Consider the following 17,837-nt stretch of genomic DNA (forward strand, 5'->3'; position numbering starts at 1 on the left):
CTAACGATCCTCTTTCCGCCCCAAGCGGTGAAACACGCGCTCGGGCAGGCTCAGCCTTGCAGAGCACGCGACCGGCATTCGCCATGAGAAAGTCGATCGGACGGTCCTTGGCCGACGCGTGGAGTTGGTCGATGCCTTCTGCGTGGCGAGGCCGACGTGAAGAGCCTCGACGGCGCCCGCACCAGGCTCACTTCTCAAATCGGTGGCCGCCTGTTCGATTTCCACTTCGTCCGCGGCAATCAGCAGGTCAATCCTTCGCGCGCGCAGATGCGCGCAAACTCGTAACCGATCCCCGTCGATGCGCCGGTCACGGTTGCAAATTGCCTGTCCATCTCTGCTCTCGGCTGTCTGAAACTTGGCTGTCTAATCGCGCTGGGCTTCGGCCGTTCCTAACGCGATAGGAACTTCGAGGCGCAATTCCGCTTACCCGTCATCCCTCGCTTGGAGTTCCCCAATGAAAGCTCTCACCTGGCACGGCAAAGGCGACATTCGATGCGAGACAGTGCCGGACCCCAAAATCGAACATGGCCGCGACGCCATCATCAAGGTGACCGCCTGCGCGATCTGCGGGTCGGACCTGCATCTGTTCGACGGCGTCATGCCGAGCATGGAAAAAGGCGATGTCGTTGGCCACGAGACGATGGGTGAGGTCGTCGACGTCGGTAAGAACAATACCAAGCTCAAGGTCGGAGACCGAGTCGTGGTGCCCTTCACGATCTCCTGCGGTGAATGCTTCTTCTGCAAGAACGGTTTCTACTCCGGATGCGAGCGGTCCAACCCGAACGCCAAGATGGCCGAGAAGATGTGGGGACACTCCCCTGCCGGCCTGTTCGGCTATTCGCATATGCTCGGAGGTTTCGCCGGCGGACAGGCGGAGTACCTGCGGGTGCCCTACGCCGATGTCGGACCATACAAGGTTCCGGAAGGCCTCAGTGACGAACAGGTGCTGTTCCTGTCGGACATCTTTCCGACCGGCTACATGGCTGCCGAATTCTGCAACATCAAGGGCGGCGAGACAGTAGCCGTATGGGGATGCGGCCCCGTCGGACAATTCGCGATCAAGAGCGCGTTTCTGCTGGGCGCAGAGCGCGTCCTGGCGATCGACACCGTTCCGGAGCGCTTGGCGCTCGCCGCCCAGTCGGGCGCAACGGTGCTCGATTTCAAAAAGGACGACATCTACGATCGCATCCAGGAATTGACCGGTGGGCGCGGCGCGGATTCCTGCATCGACGCTGTGGGCACCGAGCCTGAGACGACGGCCAGCATTGGCTCCGTGATTGACCGGATTAAGGTCGCAACCTTCATGGGAACGGACAGGCCGCATGTTCTTCGCCAGGCCATCGAATGCTGCCGAAATTTCGGGACGGTTTCGATCGTCGGCGTCTATGGTGGTTATCTGGACAAGATTCCCATGGGCAGCGCGATCAATCGCGGCCTTACCTTCCGGATGGCTCAGACTCCCGTCCAGCATTACATGCCGAAGCTGATGGAGCGCATCCAGAAGGGCGAGATCGATCCGTCCTTCGTCATCACCCATCGCGCGACACTTGAGGAAGGACCGGAGCTTTACAAGACTTTCCGGGACAAGAAAGATGGCTGCATCAAGGTCGTGATGAAGCCCTTCGGAGCCTGACGACTGTCGGCTATCCGAGCAGGATGACAATGGAGAGCACGGACGCATATTTCGATCGCAAGTTCGAAGAACTGAAGCTTTTGAACAGCTGCTTGGCCGCACCGTTATCACTGGATCGTCCAGGTTCGGTCGCCGAAGTCATCCGTCGTAAATTTCAGCTCACTGCGGTTCTCAGGGCCGCGCATGAGATGCAGGAGTGGAACGCCACCGAAACAGCCTGGGCCGGCAGCGCGCGTCCATTCAGCGGGTCCTTCAAATTTCAATACGACTATCAACGGGCCGACCTTGCCGTGGAAGGACCGTCATTCTACTCGCTCGATGAGCGACACATTCGACAAACGATCTATGCGGCATCCGGCATGGCCGCGATTGCTTCGCTGCTCCTCGCACTCTCCAAGTCGATGAGAGGTGCGGAGGTCATTGCACTGCCAGGCTCCTATGGGGAAACGCTGGAGCTGATCGACGGCTATGCTCGTCCATTGCACCTGGTGGTCGGGTCGGTCGAGAATGTCCCGGCGAACAGCAACTCTCGCAGGGTTCTGCTGCTGGACTCGTGCGTCTCATCTCGCGATTTCGGCGACGTCATCAATTGCGGGAAGCTGCATTTCGACCTCGTCATCTTCGATACGACATGTTTCGCCAGCAGTTCAGGTCGTATTGGGCAGGTCGTCCGGTGGTCATGGCGCCGGGGAATTCCGCTGATCCTGATCAGAAGTCATAACAAGCTGGATTCGTTAGGTGCGGAGTACGGGCGGCTGGGTTCCATTACGTTGATCCGCAACGATATCGCGACGGAGCGGGTGCCCTCTTCCTTCCTGGAGGAGCTTATGACGGAAACGCGCAACGCCATCAGGCTCCTCGGCAACGCAGCCTTGCCGGCGCACTTTCCGCCCTTCTTGGGCAGGTCCTCCTACCGTCGTCTGACGAGGAGGCGTATGGCTTCGATCCTTCGTAACGGTCGTTTTTCCTCCCGGCATTTCGCCTCGAGGCTGCGAGGCGTGCCGTCGCAGCTGCGACCCGTTCACGGACTATACGTCAGGTTGGGATCTCTCGACGAGGCGGCGGCTCGGCAGGCGGCCGCCGCCATGAGTGAGGAGCTGAGCGAACTCGGGTTTCCTATCCGTCACGCTGGAAGCTTCGGGTTCGATTTCGCTGCGACGGAGTGGTGCCACGACCTGACGACCGATCGTTACAGCGTCCGCATAGCCGTGCCCGATCTTCCCTCGAGGCTTTGGAGCGATCTGACTCACGCAATTGGCGATTGGTGGCTTGCTTCAATCGCCTGATCCCGAGCGTCAAGAATATCCGTCGGAAGACGCGGACAAGCGGGTCAACGGCGCCGCTCACAGGAATGCTATCCCTCAAAACCGATTGTCACTGCGAGGAAGACAGCTTGTCAGACGCAGATCGGTTTAGAATCAAGGCTGAGGAATGTCGTCGCTCCGCGACGCAAGCCGAGACCGACGGCGATTGGGTCTCCGATCTCAGCATCAAGGAGTGCAAGGCGGACCGCTCCTAAAGTGCGGCACTTCGTACAAATTTTGCTGTGAACGGGAACGCCTCTCAGCGGGCGCCGCAGAACGAAAACCGGCCCGCCACCGAACGCGCGTTCGATGAGGGGCCGTTCCGGGTGGATGCCGCGAAACTGGTTCGCGGCACAGACCGTTATGTCAACCTTTTATCTGGACCGTCGTTCCTCTTGGGCCGATGGCGGCGAGCGGCGGGCGCACAACGATGTATTCAGCCAACGGTGTCAATGTCGGAGCCTCAGCCGGACGCTTGGAGACTCGCAGTGGATGGAGGGAGTTCCTGCGGCTGTGGGTCGCCGGAGTCTGAGCGGAAAGTCTCAAAATGAGGGCATCTCGGAAACTTCAAGCACGGCATCAAGGCTTCGCCGCACATCGGGCGAAGCAACATTGTCGGCAATTAGAACAAACGCGAGCAACGATCGTCCGGTGACCTCGTAAGCATGCCGAACTTGAAAGTTGGCATCTCATTTTCGGGCTGGTTCGTGTCGATAAGTCCCGTCCAATTGCGCCCCTCGGCGACGGCGGGCAGCGTGAAGTTCACGATGTCATGGTGCGCGTTGTAGATCAGCAGCATGTGGCGTCCGAAGCGCGCCGCTTGATCCCGCTCTCCTGAGCGCGTCCATCGAGCAGCATCCCGAAACTTCTGGCGTTGCTATCCTGCCATTGCTCGTCGGCCATTTCTTCGCCGGTCGGCGACGGCCACGTCACGTCCTAGACATCCAGCTCTTCACATAGGACAGGATCCTGGCGGCAGGCATTAAGGAAGCCGCCGCCCTCATCGAAGCCGTACGGCTCTCTCGCCAGGATGGTCGCGAGATCGAAACGAAAGCCGTCGACCCTCATCTCGGTTGCCCTGTAGCGAAGGGAATTCTGCAACCAGCTGAAGCACGCGTCGATGCGACAGATTTACCGTGTTCCCGGTACCAGTATCGTTGATGTAGTAACGCTTCTGATCTGGAAGAAGCCGGTAATAGCTGGCGTTGTGCTCGACCAGAAATTCCGGATCCCGGCTCAGCTGACGAAGAGCTCCGGCCATTTCGGTGGGCTCAGCTGCGGCGAGCTCGTCAGGTTTCGCGGTTTGTCGTCGCGCCGATGTCTGGCCAGACTGCGAGCGAGGTGATCCGAGCTTTGCGATCATGGATCATCGAGCGCGACGGACGCCATGAGAGGCCGACAACTGAACGGTCTTACTTTGGCTTTTCGGCTTTGATGTGCAAGACGTACAGCGTGTTTTGAAATTCGTCCGTGACTTCCATCTTCCATCCCTGGTCCGGCGTTAACTTCCCGTCGAGGCCTTGGAGTATCTGGCCAGCCGTCACTGTAGCCTCATGCCAGGCGGCGTGCTTGTCCGGCAATTCCTCGCCTTCAACGTCAGGTTCGTAGCGTTTGTGGGTCACGTGGAAGAAAAAGCGCGGCATACGCCAGTAATGCTGACAAGCGAGTGCACGTTCCAAAATAGGCGACGGCTCAAGATCAATCCGGACCACTAGGCTCGCAGACAGAGGCGCCAAACCGGGCAGGCCTTACTCTTTGTCCTCGGTCCAAGAGCGCTCGCCACACCGGCACTCGAACATGCGCACGGTCCGGCCGCGCACTGGGTCCATCATCGTATGAGCCAGTCGGGGCTGCGCGCCGCATTTGCAGCGCTGCTCTTCCCGCGTCTTCGGTCCAGAGAATTTGTCGCTACTGAAAAAATTCACGGGAATCACCCTGCCAAAGGCGACTCAATAAGTACCAAAGTGGACAATTGTTCCCTAGCCCTTCTGAGTCTTCTGTTCGGGAGGGCTAGGCTCCGGCAAGCCGAGCATCTTGGCTCGCTTCGCGGCCATCCTACGATAAGCCTTCGCTTGGCTCTCCATCGCCGCTTTCAACTTAGGGTCCGATTCTTCGGCCGCCATCCGTTCGAACTGGATGGCGTGTTCGAGATACTCGCCGAGCAGCTTCACATCCCACCCCTTCAGGACAGGCAGCATTGATTAGTGGAGATTCATTCGGGCGGCCGTAGGCCGGGTGAACGAAGCCAATCACTCAGATGCGCGCCGGTCTGCGCAATCCTGGCTCGTTTCAGCAGGGCCTCTCGCTCGGCTCCAGCGGGTAACTGGCTGGCCTGTTCTTTTAGCTTTGCCGCCTGTTCCGCCATTCGTTCTTCGAGGGAGCGGGTCTGTATGACCCTACGACGATGCTGCGTCATGGCGCCTTCCCAAGAATGATTTCAAACGACTCCAAAACGGAGATGGCCGGTTTCGGTTCCGTGAATGAAACTAGGCCTTTAGTAAATCGGGAAGCTTGGCGCACGTGCCCCGGGCAGGTTCAGGAGCAAAGGCTGCCGGACAAGCTTGGGACTTTCGCTGGCTCGCCGCCGAGCTGGCGGAGCACCCCAAGCCCCCTGCGAGGCCGGGGTCGTGTCTCCGCAAGCATACTCGCGAACTTCATCAACCTTGATGACTAGCAGGATGTTCTTTGTCGATCAGGCTCGAGCTTCCTCTTGAAGCAGGCCGGCCCTTCTCGGCCGTGAGTCGCCCGAGAAAAGCCAGGTACGACCTCGGTTATATCCGTGTCAGCCCGAAAGCGCGCGCAGCACGCTTTTGCGCGGGCCCGCTCGCGTGACGCGCGGTGGCGCTGGAGACGCGGGCTGGTCGTTTGGCCACTGGCATCGGCACTACCGGCACTGATGAGCGAAGTCGGTCCGCATGCAACGGGACCGCGCTATGGAAGGCGCGGCCTTTCTTTTTTCGACATCACGCGCCAGCATTCGTCACCACCATCCGCCGGCAAATGGTTCGGGCCGCTCGAAGGCAAGACGCCGGTCGGGCGCTCTTTTCTGTAGTTTTGCCGAGCGCTTCGGATGCGGGCGAGCCGCTGCGGCCGCGCGCACAGCTGTCTCTTTCTTCACCTCAATGGCAGGCGCGGCAGGCACTGCGGCCATGGCTTCGCGCACCTGGTGCTGCGGTACTACAGGGACCGGATCGGCCTGCGCGATGATCGGCACATCGGTGCGAGGACGCGTGTCGAACACGATCTTCTCCGGTAGGCTTCTCGCCGAGGTGATCCGGATGATGGTCCTGTCCGGCTCGGACGGGCCCGCCTGCTCAACCGGCGCCGGCAGATACCGGTCCGCAGCGAAGAGCAGCGCCAGCAGCAGTCCGCCGACGAACACGAAATAACGAATGATCGGCATGAACGGCCGCTCGCAAAAGAGAAATCAGGTATCGGCGGGGTGGATTGGAGTGGCGGGTCGCTTCGTTCAGCGACCCGCCACTGGAGGGATTAGTCGATCTCCTGGACGACCGTGCGGGTCGACGGATCGACCAGCATCACGCGCTCGCCCGAGTAGACATAGCGGTACTTGGTGAGCGAGGGACCCCAGTCGGCGGGCACCGCCTCGAGCTCGACTTCGCGCGGCACTGGCTGGCCGACGACGATCTTCTCGCGGGTCTCCACTGGACGGACCTTGTGCTCGGTGACGTAGGTGCGGATCTTCGTGCGGTATTCCGGCTCGATCTGTACGGCGGCGGCATGTCCCGTGCCGGTGGTGGTGACGACGGTGGACTGCGCCATCGCGCCCGTCGAGATCAGCGCAGCAGCCGCGCACGTCAGCATCAGCTTCTTCATGAAAATCTCCTGGCCGCAGGATGCGGCATGCGAGAACCCGCGAATGATGGCAAGGTTCCGGATTCGCGTGAGGAAATTGCCTATTTTTCCCGAGCGAAGCGCAACTGAAATCGACGGCGCGCGCGGCCGTGCGGACCCTTAGGACGGCCGGAGCGTTTACGGTTCCGTGGCTTGAAACAAGCGGAGGGTCGGACGTGACGATGAAGGCGGGTGCGAGCAAGCGGCCGGTCGAGAATGAAGATCAGGACAGCTTTTTGCAGCGCCTGGGTCCCGGCTTGATCACCGGCGCTTCCGACGACGATCCTTCCGGCATCGGCACCTACAGTCAGGCGGGCGCCCAGCTCGGATTCGGCATCGGCTGGACGATGCTAATCACCTATCCGTTGATGGCCGCAATCCAAGAAATCTCCGGACGCATCGGTCGGGTCACTGGCCACGGCATCGCAGGAAACGTCTGCCGGAATTTCCCTGCTCCCGTCATCTGGTCCATGATACTGCTGCTCTTCGTGGCCAACACGATCAACGTCGCCGCGGACCTCGGGGCGATGGGCGATGCCCTCAAGCTTCTGATCGGCGGACCGGGCACGCTCTACGTCGTGGTGTTCGGCGCGGTTTCAGTGATCGCGCAGATCTTCTTTAAGTATGAGCAATACGTCTCCATCCTAAAATGGCTGACGCTGGTGCTCTTCGCCTACGTGATTGCGCTTTTTCTCGCAAAAGTGCCTTGGGGCGCGGCCCTCAAAGGGCTGCTCGTTCCGAAGATCGAATGGAGCGGACCCTTTCTCACGACCTTGGTCGCGATTCTTGGGACGACGATCTCGCCCTATCTGTTCATCTGGCAGTCCTCTCAGGAAGCGGAGGAGCAGCGGATCGATCCCGACAAGAAGCCGCTCAAGCAGGAGCCTCAGAAGGAGAAAGAGGAGGTAAAGCGAATCCGGATCGATACGCTCGTCGGCATGGCGGTCTCGAACGTCATAGCCCTCGCGATCATCATGACAACCGCCGCGACGTTGCACGCATCCGGAAAGACCGACATCGAATCGTCCGCCCAGGCCGCGGAAGCATTGAGGCCCGTCGCGGGTGCGCTGGCCGAGTTGATCTTCGCCCTCGGCATCATCGGAACTGGCCTGCTTGCGATCCCAGTCCTAGCCGGCTCGACCGCCTACGCAATCGGAGAGGGACGCAAATGGCCTGTCGGATTGTCGCGCAAGCCGAAGGAGGCTGTAGCGTTCTACAGCGTGCTCGCACTATCGGTCGCGCTCGGTGTCGGGCTCAACTTCACGGCGCTAGACCCGATCAAGGCACTCTATTGGAGCGCGGTCATCAACGGTGTGCTGGCTGCGCCGATCATGACTGTCATGATGCTGCTGGTGCGGCGGAAATCGGTCATGGGCGATTTGGTGGTTTCGGGACCTGTCTATTGGCTTGGATGGATCGCAACCATCGCAATGTTTTTGTGCATCGTCGGTATGGCTTTTACTATATGGAGCTAATCGACTCACCGATCGCGACTCCGGCTGGAGCGAAACAGTTTCTTAAATCTGGCCCGCCGCTGATGGGGGCTCGATTGGTGACGACGTCCTCAAAACACAGCGGCATAAGAGGCCGACGATCCCGCTCCCGCTGAGGACCTATGTTGGTTGCCATGTTAGGTTAACTGGGCGATGCCCGTCTCCGCGATAGCGGCTTTGTCATGCCTCAGGAATAGGCCGGAAAATCCACTCGCGCCACATCGCCAATAGCGCGGCCATGATGACTGGGCCCACAAAGAGGCCAACAAGGCCGAATGCGGCCAAGCCGCCGAAAATTCCAACGAACGCGAGCAGGAATGGGAGCCTCGCTGAGCCGCTCACCAGCGTCGGCCAGATAAAATGGTCGCCGGCAAACATGACGATTGAGCCCCACAAGAACACTGCGGCCGCAGCGATCCCGCTTCCACCCTCCGATATCGTGATGATGGCTGCAACGGTGAATGCCACCCAGGCGCCGAACGGGATCATCGCAAACGCCGTCGTCAAGATAACGAATATCAGCGTGTTGGGCACCCCAGCGACGAAATAGCCGATGCCTATCGCCAATCCTTCGCCAAGGGCTACCAGCACTGTACCGTTCACGGTCGCACGGGTCGCATCAATCATCTTCTCGACCAGACCTTCTCCCGCATCTCCGAAGAGCCTGTCGCAAGTCTCGAGGAAGCGGCTTGCAACTGAGCGACCGCCGCGAAGCAGAGCGAACAAGACCAGCAACGAGAAAAACAAGAGGAAAAGCCGATGCACAAGCTGGCCGCCCAACGTTCGAAAGAGCTCGGATACGTTGTCCGCATTCACCGACTTCAGCCATTCAGTGGCTGCCTTCGGATCGGAAAGATTGGCTCGCCACCATTGCTCCATGCTCTCGGCGGCGATCGGCAGGCGGGCGATCCAGTCGGGGACCCCGATGCCGCTCTCGCGCGCTCTCTTCAGCCAATCGGCAAGCAAGTTGCTTTGTTGCGCGACCTCGTACACTGCAAGTGCAATCGGCGTCACGAGGATCAGGGCGACGAGGACGGTGAAGAGGAGCGCTGCCGACCCGGACGGACCACCCGAGACGCGTTTGGCGAATGCCAGATAAACAGGCCACAGCGCAACTGCCATAAGGGCGGCCCATATGAGGGCAGGCAGGAAGCTCGCCGCGGTCCAAAGTCCAAGCACGACCAACAATAGTGCCAGGACAATTCTGGCCTTCATGCGCGCCCCCGCCCCTAGAGGGAGCGGCTTTTGTTCGGCCGGCGAGGCAGCTGAATTAAGTCTCTTCGGTATCCCGTTGGCTGTGGCGGTCATGCGACCTTCGGGCCTTTCCCGGCTGCGCCGCTACGGCCTTGCGGTACCTGACGTTTGGTCCGCTGACGGACCAGACTGCGGGACCACACGCTTGGAGATACGAACCACACGCACTTTGCCTGTCGTGGTCCCTCGTTTCTGGATCCGTCTATTACGCCAGGTGGCTACCTCATTCTCCAAGCGCAATATTTCGTCCTTGAATTCGCCGCCGCGTTCGTTGACCGCGCGCATCTAGTCGTTCCTCCTCAGGCCCTGCACGCTTAAAACGAGACAAGGCGACGTATGTTCCGTTACCAGGAACAACCGGGAGGATGCCCTCGTTCTTCCCCGGAGGAGCATCGCATGAGCTTAAGAAAGTCGATCGAGGGACTTCGCCCCTATCCGTCCCTCCTCTTGCTGGCACTACCGGCGGCTACGGTAGAGCCTCTGAAGCTCGTCTCGGTAGCGGTGGCAGGAGAGGGCCATTGGATCACCGGGACGGCGATGATCGTGGGGTGCTACGCGGTCAGCATTCTGGTCGTGGAGCGGCTTTTCGTCGTCGTGAAGCCGAAGCTGCTCACGATCCCTTGGTTCGCGAAACTCTGGAAAGCTTTCGTTTCGGTTCGGACGAGCGTGATCGGGACATTCCGTGGCGGCCGAACAGAGCAGATAGTTCGCGATACGCGGTCGGCTCCGAAATGAGCCGAAAGTCGACGTTGCCTAAGCGCCTGCAGCCGATGCTGGCCTCGCTCACCGATGCTCCCTTCGACGATCCCGATTGGGTATTTGAGGACAAGTACGACGGATTCCGGATGGTCTGCGACATCCGCAGGGGCAAGGTGGCGTTGTACAGCCGGAACGGCAAAATCATCAGCCACTCCTATATCGAGGTCGCTCAAGCCCTCGAAGGCGTGAAGGGAGATGCCGTGATCGATGGCGAGCTCGTCGCGATCGGCAAAGACGGCGTCTCCCATTTCCAACTGCTCCAGAACGCCCTGCGCCATGAAGCCAAGCTCTTGTATTGCGCGTTCGACCTCATGTTCGCGGACGGTGAGGATCTGCGCGCGCTGCCGCTTCTCGAGCGCAAGAAGCGGCTAAAGAGCATCCTGCCGCGCCACAAGCTGATTGCGTTCAGCAAGCACCGCAAAGGCAAGGGATCCGAGTTCTTCGCAGAAGCCGAGCGGAGACATCTCGAAGGCATCATGGCCAAGCGCGCCGACAGCCCCTACGCGTCCGGACGCCGGACCGCCGATTGGCTGAAGGTCAAGACCGCGCAGCGGCAGGAGGTCGTGATCGCCGGGTTCACAGCGCCGAGGCGAACCCGGCCCTTTTTCGGCGCCCTCGTCCTGGCGGTGCGCGAAAACGATAGGTGGCGGTACATCGGCCACGTCGGCACCGGCTTCAGTCACCAGGTTCTCGAAGAGCTCCACGGCAAGCTCCTGAAGCTCAAGACGGCCAAGTCGCCCTTTCCCGCCAAGGTGAAGGATGAACAGGTCACGACCTGGGTGCGTCCTTCGTTGGTCGCAGAGGTGAAGTTCGCGGAGTGGACTAGCAAGGGAGAGCTGCGCCAGCCAGTCTATCTCGGCCTCCGGTCCGACAAAAAGGCAAAGGACGTCGTTCGCGAAAAGAGTTGGTCTCGAAGATAGCGCCGCCGTGAAGAGACGTCCGCCCCGGTCAACCGGCCGCGCGCTCTGTTGCGGAAGGCCACGGCGGCAGGGGCGGCAACCCGAGAGCCTTGCGTACAGGTCCGAACGACTTCCGGTGAGCTGCGCATGCACCAAGCCTGGCGAGAGCATCGTAGTGGGCTGGCACCGGGTAGCCCTTATGATCCGCGAAGCCGTAGCCGGGGTGGCGGACGTCGAGAGCCCGCATGACCGTGTCGCGCTCGACTTTCGCCAGGATCGACGCAGCAGCGATGCTCGCGGACTTGGCGTCGCCCTTGATGATGGCCTGCTGGGGGAGGTCGATTTCCTTCAATCGCTTCGCGTCAATCAGCAAGTGTTGCGGCGTCAATCCCAGCCCCCGGACCGCACGCTGCATGGCCTGGATGCCCGCCCAGTAGATATTGATCGCGTCGATCTCCTCGACCTCCACGAACGCCACACTCCAACTCTCTGCCTTTGCCTTGATCTCCTTCGCGAGTTCCTCGCGAGCCGCAGCGTCGAGCTTCTTCGAGTCGTCGATGCCGATGATCCGCGTGCCGGGTTTTAGGATCACCGCGCCCGCGGAGACCGGGCCTGCGAGAGGACTCATTCCGGCTTCGTCCACGCCCGCCACGGCATGAAGCCCGCTCCCCCAGAGAGAGGTCTCGAAACTGAGCATCTTGCGGAGACGCTGCCCTTCGGACCGATTTTCGAAGCGGCGTTTATCGACCGCTGCCAGGATGGCACGCGCTCCCGCGCGGCTGTCGCCCCGCAAGATCTGCTCCACGCTGGCCTCGAGCGGTCTTTTCTCGACGACATAGCGCTGACGCAGCACATCGAGTGAATATTGGGACATAGCGGCCTTCGCACAGACTAATCGGCGAAGCGTGTCCGTAAACTTTGTGGCGATTGTCTGAAGTTAGGCCTGCCGCCATCGTCAACCTGCGCAGCGCCCCTCGAAAGGAACCGCCGGCTCTAGCTATTCGCCGGTATGCTGCGCGACTACAGATCTGCATCTACGACCCCGCCAATCTCCTGAACGGAACCAACCGCTGTCTTCATTCCTTTACAAAGGAGTGGAGCCTCGATCCCAGGGTGCTTCCGAGGGACCGGCCCATGCTCCGAGAGACTCGCAACGAAGAACAGGTTCTGGACCGCACCGCCGAGGTCGCAGCCACCATTGCGGAAGAAGGCCTTCGCTATGTCAGCGACTCCGCCCCCGGTTATACCCGCAAGCGGACGGGGACTACCTTCAGCTACTACGACAAGGACGGCAAGCGCATCACCGATGCCGCCGTCATCCGACGCATCAAGTCCATCGGTATCCCGCCGGCCTATGAATCCGTCTGGATCTGCCCCTCGGCGAACGGCCACATCCAGGCGACCGGGCTCGATGCGCGGGGCCGCAAGCAGTACCGCTACCACGCGAAATGGCGCGAGCTGCGCGACCAGAACAAGTACGAACACATCATCCAGTTCGCAGCCGCGCTGCCCGCGCTGCGCGACCGTGTCGCGGCCGACATGAAGCTGGAAGGGCTACCTCGCGAGAAGGTTCTGGCCACGATCGTCAGTCTTCTGGAGAAGACTTTGATCCGGGTCGGCAACGCCGAGTATGCCGAGAAGAACAAATCCTACGGGCTCACCACAATGCGACGAAAGCACGTTGCGGTGGGCCGCGGCGTCCTTCGGTTCGACTTCACGGGCAAATCGGGCAAACAGTGGAAACTTCGCATCGAGGACAAGCGGATTGCCGCCATCGTGAAGCGCTGCGCGGAAATCCCGGGACATGAGCTCTTCAAGTACCTGGACGACGACGGGCAGCCCCGCACCGTCGATTCCGGCGACGTCAATGCCTACATCAAGAACATCACAGGCGAGGACTTCAGCGCAAAGGATTTCCGGACTTGGGCGGGGACGGTACTGGCGGCGTTGGCGCTGACCGAGTTCAAGAAGTACGACAGCCAGGCCGAGGCGAAGCGCAACGTCGTTGCCGCGATCGAGAGCGTCTCGAAGCAGCTCGGCAACACGCCCGCAATCTGCCGCAAGTGCTACGTGCACCCGGAAGTCCTGAACGCCTACGTGTCCGGCGATCTCGTCAAGATGATCGAAGCTAAGATCGCGCAGAAGTTTAAGCGCCAGTACGCCAAGCTCACTTCCGATGAGATCATGGTTCTGGCGTTTCTGCGCAAGCGTCTCGATTCTCTGAAGGCCCCGCCTAGTCCCGCGACCAGTTCTTAGACGGTGCCCTCCGCGATCGGTTGCAAGCTGGCCTCAGCGGCACGCGCTCTGGTCGGCGGAAACGAGCTCTCGTTTCGAATCGGGTTGCTGCGTGTGGTCTGGAGGGGGGGACGTTCGCGGCCGGCCATAGTCCCCGGTTCGGCTTCCATCCACACCTCGCCGTTTTTGCTGGCTCTGTAAAATGCGCCGTGCATAAATCGGCCGCCCAATAGCCGAATCGAAGCGCGTTCGATAGTTCAGAGCGGCATGGCTGTGAGTGCTGATCCAAGAATGACCCCCATCGGCATCAACGGGACCCCGCCAGGCCATTGATTTCGCTGAATTGGAATGATGAGACGCCGTTGCCGATCATGCTCGGGACCCCGCGCCGAAACACAATCTGCGCAGATGCCGAACTGCGCGTCGCCTCCGACCGCCCATCTTGTAGTGCCACTTCGCGGCGCGACGGGCGGCCGACATTTGAAGCAGGGTAGCCGCGGCCGCGCATAAAGATCTAGAAGTCGCCCCGGTCATCGCGAAGGGGTAAACAAGGCAGGGACGCTTACGTGCCGCCACGGAACCGGTAGCCGCGAATATCTATGCGGCTGACTGACGCTTGCTATGCCTGCTTTGAGCGATGCCTTCGGCAAGGTCGCAAGCCCGGTGAACACAGGCCTGGGACGGGGTTCGGGGGGAGGACGGGCGGGGACGGTCGCGGCTCGCGATACCGTGCGGGTTCGGTTCGCGCCCTCTCCTTGGCCGCAAACTGCACTGGAAAGGCGTACCTGTCGGTGGCAGGATGACCTGGCCTCTATGTCGAGCCCCCCATGCAATCGCAGATCCAGTTGCCCGAGCCGGTGGCTACGGTCTTCATCACCGACCAGCTCTCCGCGCGCGCGGCTGATGCTCCTGATTTTCTGCGCGAGAAGCTGGCCATCCAGGACCTCGCCGCCGTGATGTCAGACCGTCCAGACGATGTCCTGCCTCGCTTAGTCAAGCTAGGGATGGAGATCTGCAGCGCGCACTCCGCAGGCATCAGCATCTACGAACCGGAGAGCGCTCGCTTTCGCTGGTTCGCCCTTGCGGGCGAGCTCGCCACCTTCGAAGGCGCGACCACGCCCCGCAATTTTAGTCCTTGCGGCGTGTGCCTCGATCTCGCTGAACCGATTCTGATGGAGCGGCCCGAGCGGGCCTACGATTGGATCGCAGAGGCTGGCATCACGGTGCCCGAAGTGTTGCTTGTTCCGCTGACAGTGAAGGAGTCGGGCCCCATTGGCACCCTCTGGCTCGTCTCCTCCGAACCGGGCCGCTTCACCAAGGAGCATGCTCGCGTGATGTCCGAGTTGGCTGCCTTTGCCGGCATGGCGCTGCGCATGATCCAAACCGAGCAACGGCTCAGTCTTGCCTTGCAGCAGCAGGAAACTCTGATGAGGGAAATGAGCCACCGCATCAAGAACCTCTTCAGCGTCGCCGACAGCATGGTCCGGATGACAGCGCGCAACGCCGCGTCGAAGGAGGAACTGACCCGGACCTTGTCAGGCCGGCTGCACGCTTTGTCCGAAGCTAATGGACTAATCCGTCGCTCCTTCGGTAGGGACGTCACGGCAGTTGCGAATTTCTCCGATCTGATCGCGAGAATCCTTCGTCCCTACGAACGAGGTTCGTCTGCGCTGGAGGGGCCCCCCATCGCGCTGGGAGAGCAAGCCGTCAATCATTTGGCTCTCGTCTTCCACGAACTTGCGACAAACGCCGCTAAATACGGCTCGCTGAGCCGCGAAGATGGTACCGTCGCTGTGTCCTGGGGAATTGATGATGATCAGATCCGGATGACCTGGACGGAGAGCGGCGCATGCGAGGTGGAAGAGCCGAGCGCCGAAGGATTCGGATCCAAGCTGGTAGGGACCACAATCGAGAGGATCGGAGGAAAGATCGAACGCGACTGGGGACCCGGCGGGCTGTGCGTCAGGATCTGCCTGCCTTTGGTCGCGCTTCGGACCTGAGCGGCGCCTCTATCGCTGCGAATTATCACCGCGCACAAGTGCGTGGAGAGGCGCCGGGAAGAATAGATCAGCGCCCACGCGACGGCGGCAAACGCCAATATCGTTAAAAGCGGGATGTACCAGAGCCTTAAGCTCGGCATTTGGCCTTGTGTCTGCCAATCGACCGATTGCAGGTCCTGCCCGGCCCCCGTATCGATTCTGCGCTAGATTAGTAAAAGTGGTGTCTTGAGTAAAAGTCTCGATTGTGTTCCGCGACTCAATTTAGCCGGATCACCCTGATTTGCCCGCTTCCGAGCAGTGGCACCGCAAGATGCGGCGCTCGAAGGAACGAATGGTCCTGCCGCGGCTTGGCTCTCGGGGCATGCCAGTTTTCGATCGAATGCGACGCGCTTAATTCCCTTCCGGTCGGCGACAGTCAAGGATTCAGTATGAATGTGATGGCGAGAAACAACGTCCACGTCAGTGGCCGGGGTGATCGGTTCATGGTCTTCGCTCATGGCTTCGGCTGCGATCTGAACATGTGGCGGTTCGTGGCTCCGGAGTTCGAGAACGATTTCAAAGTCGCACTTTTCGACCACGTCGGCGCCGGCGGCTCCGACCTGTCGGCCTACGACAAGTCGAAGTATTCGACGCTGCACGGGTACGCCGACGACCTGGTTGAGATCGGCCGCGCATTGGGACTGAGGGACGCCGTATTCGTCGGTCATTCCGTCAGCGCTATGATAGGGGTGCTGGCTTCCTTGAAGGCCCCGGATTTGTTCGGACGAATGGTGCTGGTGGGCCCGTCCCCCAGGTATATCGACGACGGCGATTACGTCGGCGGCTTTACTGAAAAACAGATCGCCGAGCTTCTCGACTTCCTGGAAGACAATCATATGGGCTGGTCCGCTGCGATGGCACCATCCATCATGGGCAACCCGGATCGTCCGGAGCTCGGCGAGGAATTGACCAACAGCTTTTGTCGCACCGACCCGGAGATTGCGAAGGCCTTCGCGCGGGTGACGTTTACCTCGGACAACAGGAGCGACCTTCCCAAGGTCAGGGTCCCCACCCTGATCCTACAATGCAGCGAGGACATCATCGCCTCCGAGGAGGTCGGCAAGTTCGTGCGAAGCCGCATTCCCGGCAGCGAAATCGTATTTCTCAAGGCCACCGGACACTGCCCGAACCTAAGCGCGCCGGCCGAAGTCGTCGCTGCCATCAGGGCCTATGTCTGAGTTCGGCCCCATCTACGACTACCGCGATCTCTTCGAGAACGCCCCGTGCGGCTATCTCACGCTAGGACCCGACGGTCGCATATCGCGGGTCAATGCGACACTCACGACCTGGACCGGCTATGCAGCCGATAAAATTCTCGGGCGGCGGCTCCATGAATTTCTCAACATGGCGGGCCGTATATATTACGAAACCCACATCGCGCCCTTGCTGCGCATGCAAGGCTTCTTCAACGAGTTCGCGCTCGATTTCGAGACCGCGGCAGGCCAGCGTCTGCCGGTGATAGCCAATGCTTCCGAGCGCCGCGATGAAAATGGTGATCTTCTCTTCACGGCCATCGTCGTCATCAAGGCAACCGACCGTCGACGCTACGAACGCGAACTAGTGGAGTCGAAGTCGAAGCTTCAGGAGGGTCTGGCCACTCAGCAGGAAACCGCACAGCTGCGCGAACAATTCATTGCCGTCCTCGGCCACGATCTTCGGAATCCGCTTGCGGCCATCAGCGCCGGCGCGCGGATACTGCAGCGGTCGGGCGCGCTGCAAGAACAAAAAGAACTTCGTGTCCTCGACATGATCAACTCCACCGTCACCCGTATGTCCGATCTGATTGACGACATTCTGGATTTCGCGCGCGGACGACTGGGAGGGGGCATCACCTTGCACCGAGACGCCAAGCCGATCGAGCCTGTGCTCGAGCAGGTCGTCGACGAATTACGAACGGCGTCTCCTCAACGCCTGATCCAGACCGACTTCGAGATAAGCGAACCCGTCGACTGCGATCGCGCGCGTATCGGACAGTTGGCCTCCAACCTGATCGGTAACGCCCTTACTCATGGAGCGCCCGACCAGCCAGTGCGGGTCGGGGCCAGAATAGAAGGCGATAAATTCAGGCTCTGGGTGGCGAATTCCGGCGAGCCCATTCCAGAGGCCGCCATGCAGCGACTGTTCGAGCCGTTCTTCCGCGGAGAGGTCCGCAACAGCCGAAACGGACTCGGACTGGGACTGCATATTGCTTCGCAGATCGCGCAAGCGCACGGCGGAAGGATCGACGTGACGTCGACGCCGGAGGAAACTCGGTTCGCGTTCTCGATGCCGCTCGTCCGGAACGATCGGGCAAAATGATCGCGCGCCTCTGACGCCCTTTGTTTCGGAACCAATCCTCCCCGCGTTGCTTGGCATGCGGAGGTCAT

15 protein-coding genes and 1 pseudogene are annotated in these 17,837 nt (G+C 60.6%); 9 read left to right on the forward strand and 7 right to left on the reverse strand.

Annotated elements, in window-relative coordinates; all coding sequences use genetic code 11:
• Positions 1-156 precede the first annotated feature (156 nt).
• The 3 genes from XI06_RS43440 to XI06_RS05570 all read left to right on the forward strand — a co-directional run bounded on the left by XI06_RS43440 (position 157) and on the right by XI06_RS05570 (position 2,919).
• A complete protein-coding gene (locus tag XI06_RS43440) occupies positions 157-285 on the forward strand; it encodes a hypothetical protein (protein WP_333909309.1) in 129 nt (42 codons plus the stop codon).
• Positions 286-454: 169 nt separating this feature from the next.
• Positions 455-1,633 (forward strand): zinc-dependent alcohol dehydrogenase, encoded by a 1,179-nt coding sequence (locus XI06_RS05565; protein ID WP_271604765.1) that lies wholly within the window; start codon positions 455-457, stop codon positions 1,631-1,633.
• Between the two features lie 29 nt (positions 1,634-1,662).
• Positions 1,663-2,919, forward strand: coding sequence for a hypothetical protein (locus XI06_RS05570; protein ID WP_271604766.1), 1,257 nt, complete (start codon positions 1,663-1,665; stop codon positions 2,917-2,919).
• A 560-nt stretch (positions 2,920-3,479) separates the two neighbouring features.
• Here XI06_RS05570 and XI06_RS05575 read toward each other — a convergent pair.
• The 5 genes and pseudogenes from XI06_RS05575 to XI06_RS05600 form a co-directional block, all read right to left on the reverse strand.
• Positions 3,480-4,144 (reverse strand): annotated as a pseudogene (locus XI06_RS05575) (hypothetical protein); the annotation flags it as partial.
• Between the two features lie 205 nt (positions 4,145-4,349).
• The gene (locus XI06_RS05580) at positions 4,350-4,580 is read right to left on the reverse strand and encodes a DUF6894 family protein (RefSeq protein WP_271604767.1); all 231 of its coding nucleotides are present in this window, start codon (positions 4,578-4,580) and stop codon (positions 4,350-4,352) included.
• A 336-nt stretch (positions 4,581-4,916) separates the two neighbouring features.
• Positions 4,917-5,108 carry a hypothetical protein gene (locus XI06_RS05585; RefSeq protein WP_271604768.1) on the reverse strand — a complete coding sequence of 64 codons (192 nt, stop codon included), beginning with the start codon at positions 5,106-5,108 and terminating at the stop codon, positions 4,917-4,919.
• An 809-nt stretch (positions 5,109-5,917) separates the two neighbouring features.
• Positions 5,918-6,340, reverse strand: coding sequence for a hypothetical protein (locus tag XI06_RS05595; protein WP_271604770.1), 423 nt, complete (start codon positions 6,338-6,340; stop codon positions 5,918-5,920).
• Between the two features lie 89 nt (positions 6,341-6,429).
• Positions 6,430-6,774 (reverse strand): DUF1236 domain-containing protein, encoded by a 345-nt coding sequence (locus XI06_RS05600; RefSeq protein WP_271604771.1) that lies wholly within the window; start codon positions 6,772-6,774, stop codon positions 6,430-6,432.
• A 200-nt stretch (positions 6,775-6,974) separates the two neighbouring features.
• Here XI06_RS05600 and XI06_RS05605 point away from each other — a divergent pair, with 200 nt between their 5' ends.
• A complete protein-coding gene (locus XI06_RS05605; protein ID WP_271604797.1) occupies positions 6,975-8,267 on the forward strand; it encodes an Nramp family divalent metal transporter in 1,293 nt (430 codons plus the stop codon).
• Positions 8,268-8,465: 198 nt separating this feature from the next.
• On the opposite strand, the gene XI06_RS05610 is transcribed toward XI06_RS05605, so the two are convergent.
• Positions 8,466-9,500 carry an AI-2E family transporter gene (locus XI06_RS05610; protein WP_271604772.1) on the reverse strand — a complete coding sequence of 345 codons (1,035 nt, stop codon included), beginning with the start codon at positions 9,498-9,500 and terminating at the stop codon, positions 8,466-8,468.
• A 770-nt stretch (positions 9,501-10,270) separates the two neighbouring features.
• Between XI06_RS05610 and ligD the strand changes: the two genes are divergently transcribed.
• Positions 10,271-11,218 carry a non-homologous end-joining DNA ligase gene (gene ligD / locus XI06_RS05615; RefSeq protein ID WP_271604798.1) on the forward strand — a complete coding sequence of 316 codons (948 nt, stop codon included), beginning with the start codon at positions 10,271-10,273 and terminating at the stop codon, positions 11,216-11,218.
• 28 nt (positions 11,219-11,246) lie between these two features.
• On the opposite strand, the gene XI06_RS05620 is transcribed toward ligD, so the two are convergent.
• Positions 11,247-12,071 (reverse strand): ribonuclease HII, encoded by an 825-nt coding sequence (locus XI06_RS05620; RefSeq protein ID WP_271604773.1) that lies wholly within the window; start codon positions 12,069-12,071, stop codon positions 11,247-11,249.
• A gap of 260 nt (positions 12,072-12,331) precedes the next feature.
• Here XI06_RS05620 and XI06_RS05625 point away from each other — a divergent pair, with 260 nt between their 5' ends.
• The 4 genes from XI06_RS05625 to XI06_RS05640 all read left to right on the forward strand — a co-directional run bounded on the left by XI06_RS05625 (position 12,332) and on the right by XI06_RS05640 (position 17,769).
• Complete coding sequence (locus tag XI06_RS05625; protein WP_271604774.1) at positions 12,332-13,453, forward strand: DNA topoisomerase IB; 1,122 nt, start codon at positions 12,332-12,334, stop codon at positions 13,451-13,453.
• Positions 13,454-14,259: 806 nt separating this feature from the next.
• The gene (locus XI06_RS05630) at positions 14,260-15,432 is read left to right on the forward strand and encodes a sensor histidine kinase (protein ID WP_271604775.1); all 1,173 of its coding nucleotides are present in this window, start codon (positions 14,260-14,262) and stop codon (positions 15,430-15,432) included.
• A gap of 428 nt (positions 15,433-15,860) precedes the next feature.
• Positions 15,861-16,649 carry an alpha/beta fold hydrolase gene (locus XI06_RS05635; RefSeq protein WP_271604776.1) on the forward strand — a complete coding sequence of 263 codons (789 nt, stop codon included), beginning with the start codon at positions 15,861-15,863 and terminating at the stop codon, positions 16,647-16,649.
• A complete protein-coding gene (locus XI06_RS05640; protein WP_271604777.1) occupies positions 16,642-17,769 on the forward strand; it encodes a PAS domain-containing sensor histidine kinase in 1,128 nt (375 codons plus the stop codon). Before XI06_RS05635 ends, XI06_RS05640 begins: the two co-directional genes overlap by 8 nt.
• Positions 17,770-17,837 lie beyond the last annotated feature (68 nt).

The sequence above is a fragment of the Bradyrhizobium sp. CCBAU 11434 genome, from assembly GCF_028128895.1.
GTDB classification, from domain to species: domain Bacteria; phylum Pseudomonadota; class Alphaproteobacteria; order Rhizobiales; family Xanthobacteraceae; genus Bradyrhizobium; species Bradyrhizobium zhengyangense.

Excerpts from the sequence above, each read along its gene's own strand:
- XI06_RS05635 (WP_271604776.1), top strand. The coding sequence starts at position 15,861 with ATGAATGTGATGGCGAGAAACAACGTCCACGTCAGTGGCCGGGGTGAT.
- XI06_RS05610 (WP_271604772.1), bottom strand. The coding sequence starts at position 9,500 with ATGAAGGCCAGAATTGTCCTGGCACTATTGTTGGTCGTGCTTGGACTT.
- XI06_RS05600 (WP_271604771.1), bottom strand. The coding sequence starts at position 6,774 with ATGAAGAAGCTGATGCTGACGTGCGCGGCTGCTGCGCTGATCTCGACG.
- XI06_RS05605 (WP_271604797.1), top strand. The coding sequence starts at position 6,975 with ATGAAGGCGGGTGCGAGCAAGCGGCCGGTCGAGAATGAAGATCAGGAC.
- XI06_RS05640 (WP_271604777.1), top strand. The coding sequence starts at position 16,642 with ATGTCTGAGTTCGGCCCCATCTACGACTACCGCGATCTCTTCGAGAAC.
- XI06_RS05630 (WP_271604775.1), top strand. The coding sequence starts at position 14,260 with ATGCAATCGCAGATCCAGTTGCCCGAGCCGGTGGCTACGGTCTTCATC.
- XI06_RS05625 (WP_271604774.1), top strand. The coding sequence starts at position 12,332 with ATGCTCCGAGAGACTCGCAACGAAGAACAGGTTCTGGACCGCACCGCC.
- ligD (WP_271604798.1), top strand. The coding sequence starts at position 10,271 with ATGAGCCGAAAGTCGACGTTGCCTAAGCGCCTGCAGCCGATGCTGGCC.
- XI06_RS05570 (WP_271604766.1), top strand. The coding sequence starts at position 1,663 with ATGGAGAGCACGGACGCATATTTCGATCGCAAGTTCGAAGAACTGAAG.
- XI06_RS05620 (WP_271604773.1), bottom strand. The coding sequence starts at position 12,071 with ATGTCCCAATATTCACTCGATGTGCTGCGTCAGCGCTATGTCGTCGAG.
- XI06_RS05565 (WP_271604765.1), top strand. The coding sequence starts at position 455 with ATGAAAGCTCTCACCTGGCACGGCAAAGGCGACATTCGATGCGAGACA.
- XI06_RS05580 (WP_271604767.1), bottom strand. The coding sequence starts at position 4,580 with ATGCCGCGCTTTTTCTTCCACGTGACCCACAAACGCTACGAACCTGAC.
- XI06_RS05595 (WP_271604770.1), bottom strand. The coding sequence starts at position 6,340 with ATGCCGATCATTCGTTATTTCGTGTTCGTCGGCGGACTGCTGCTGGCG.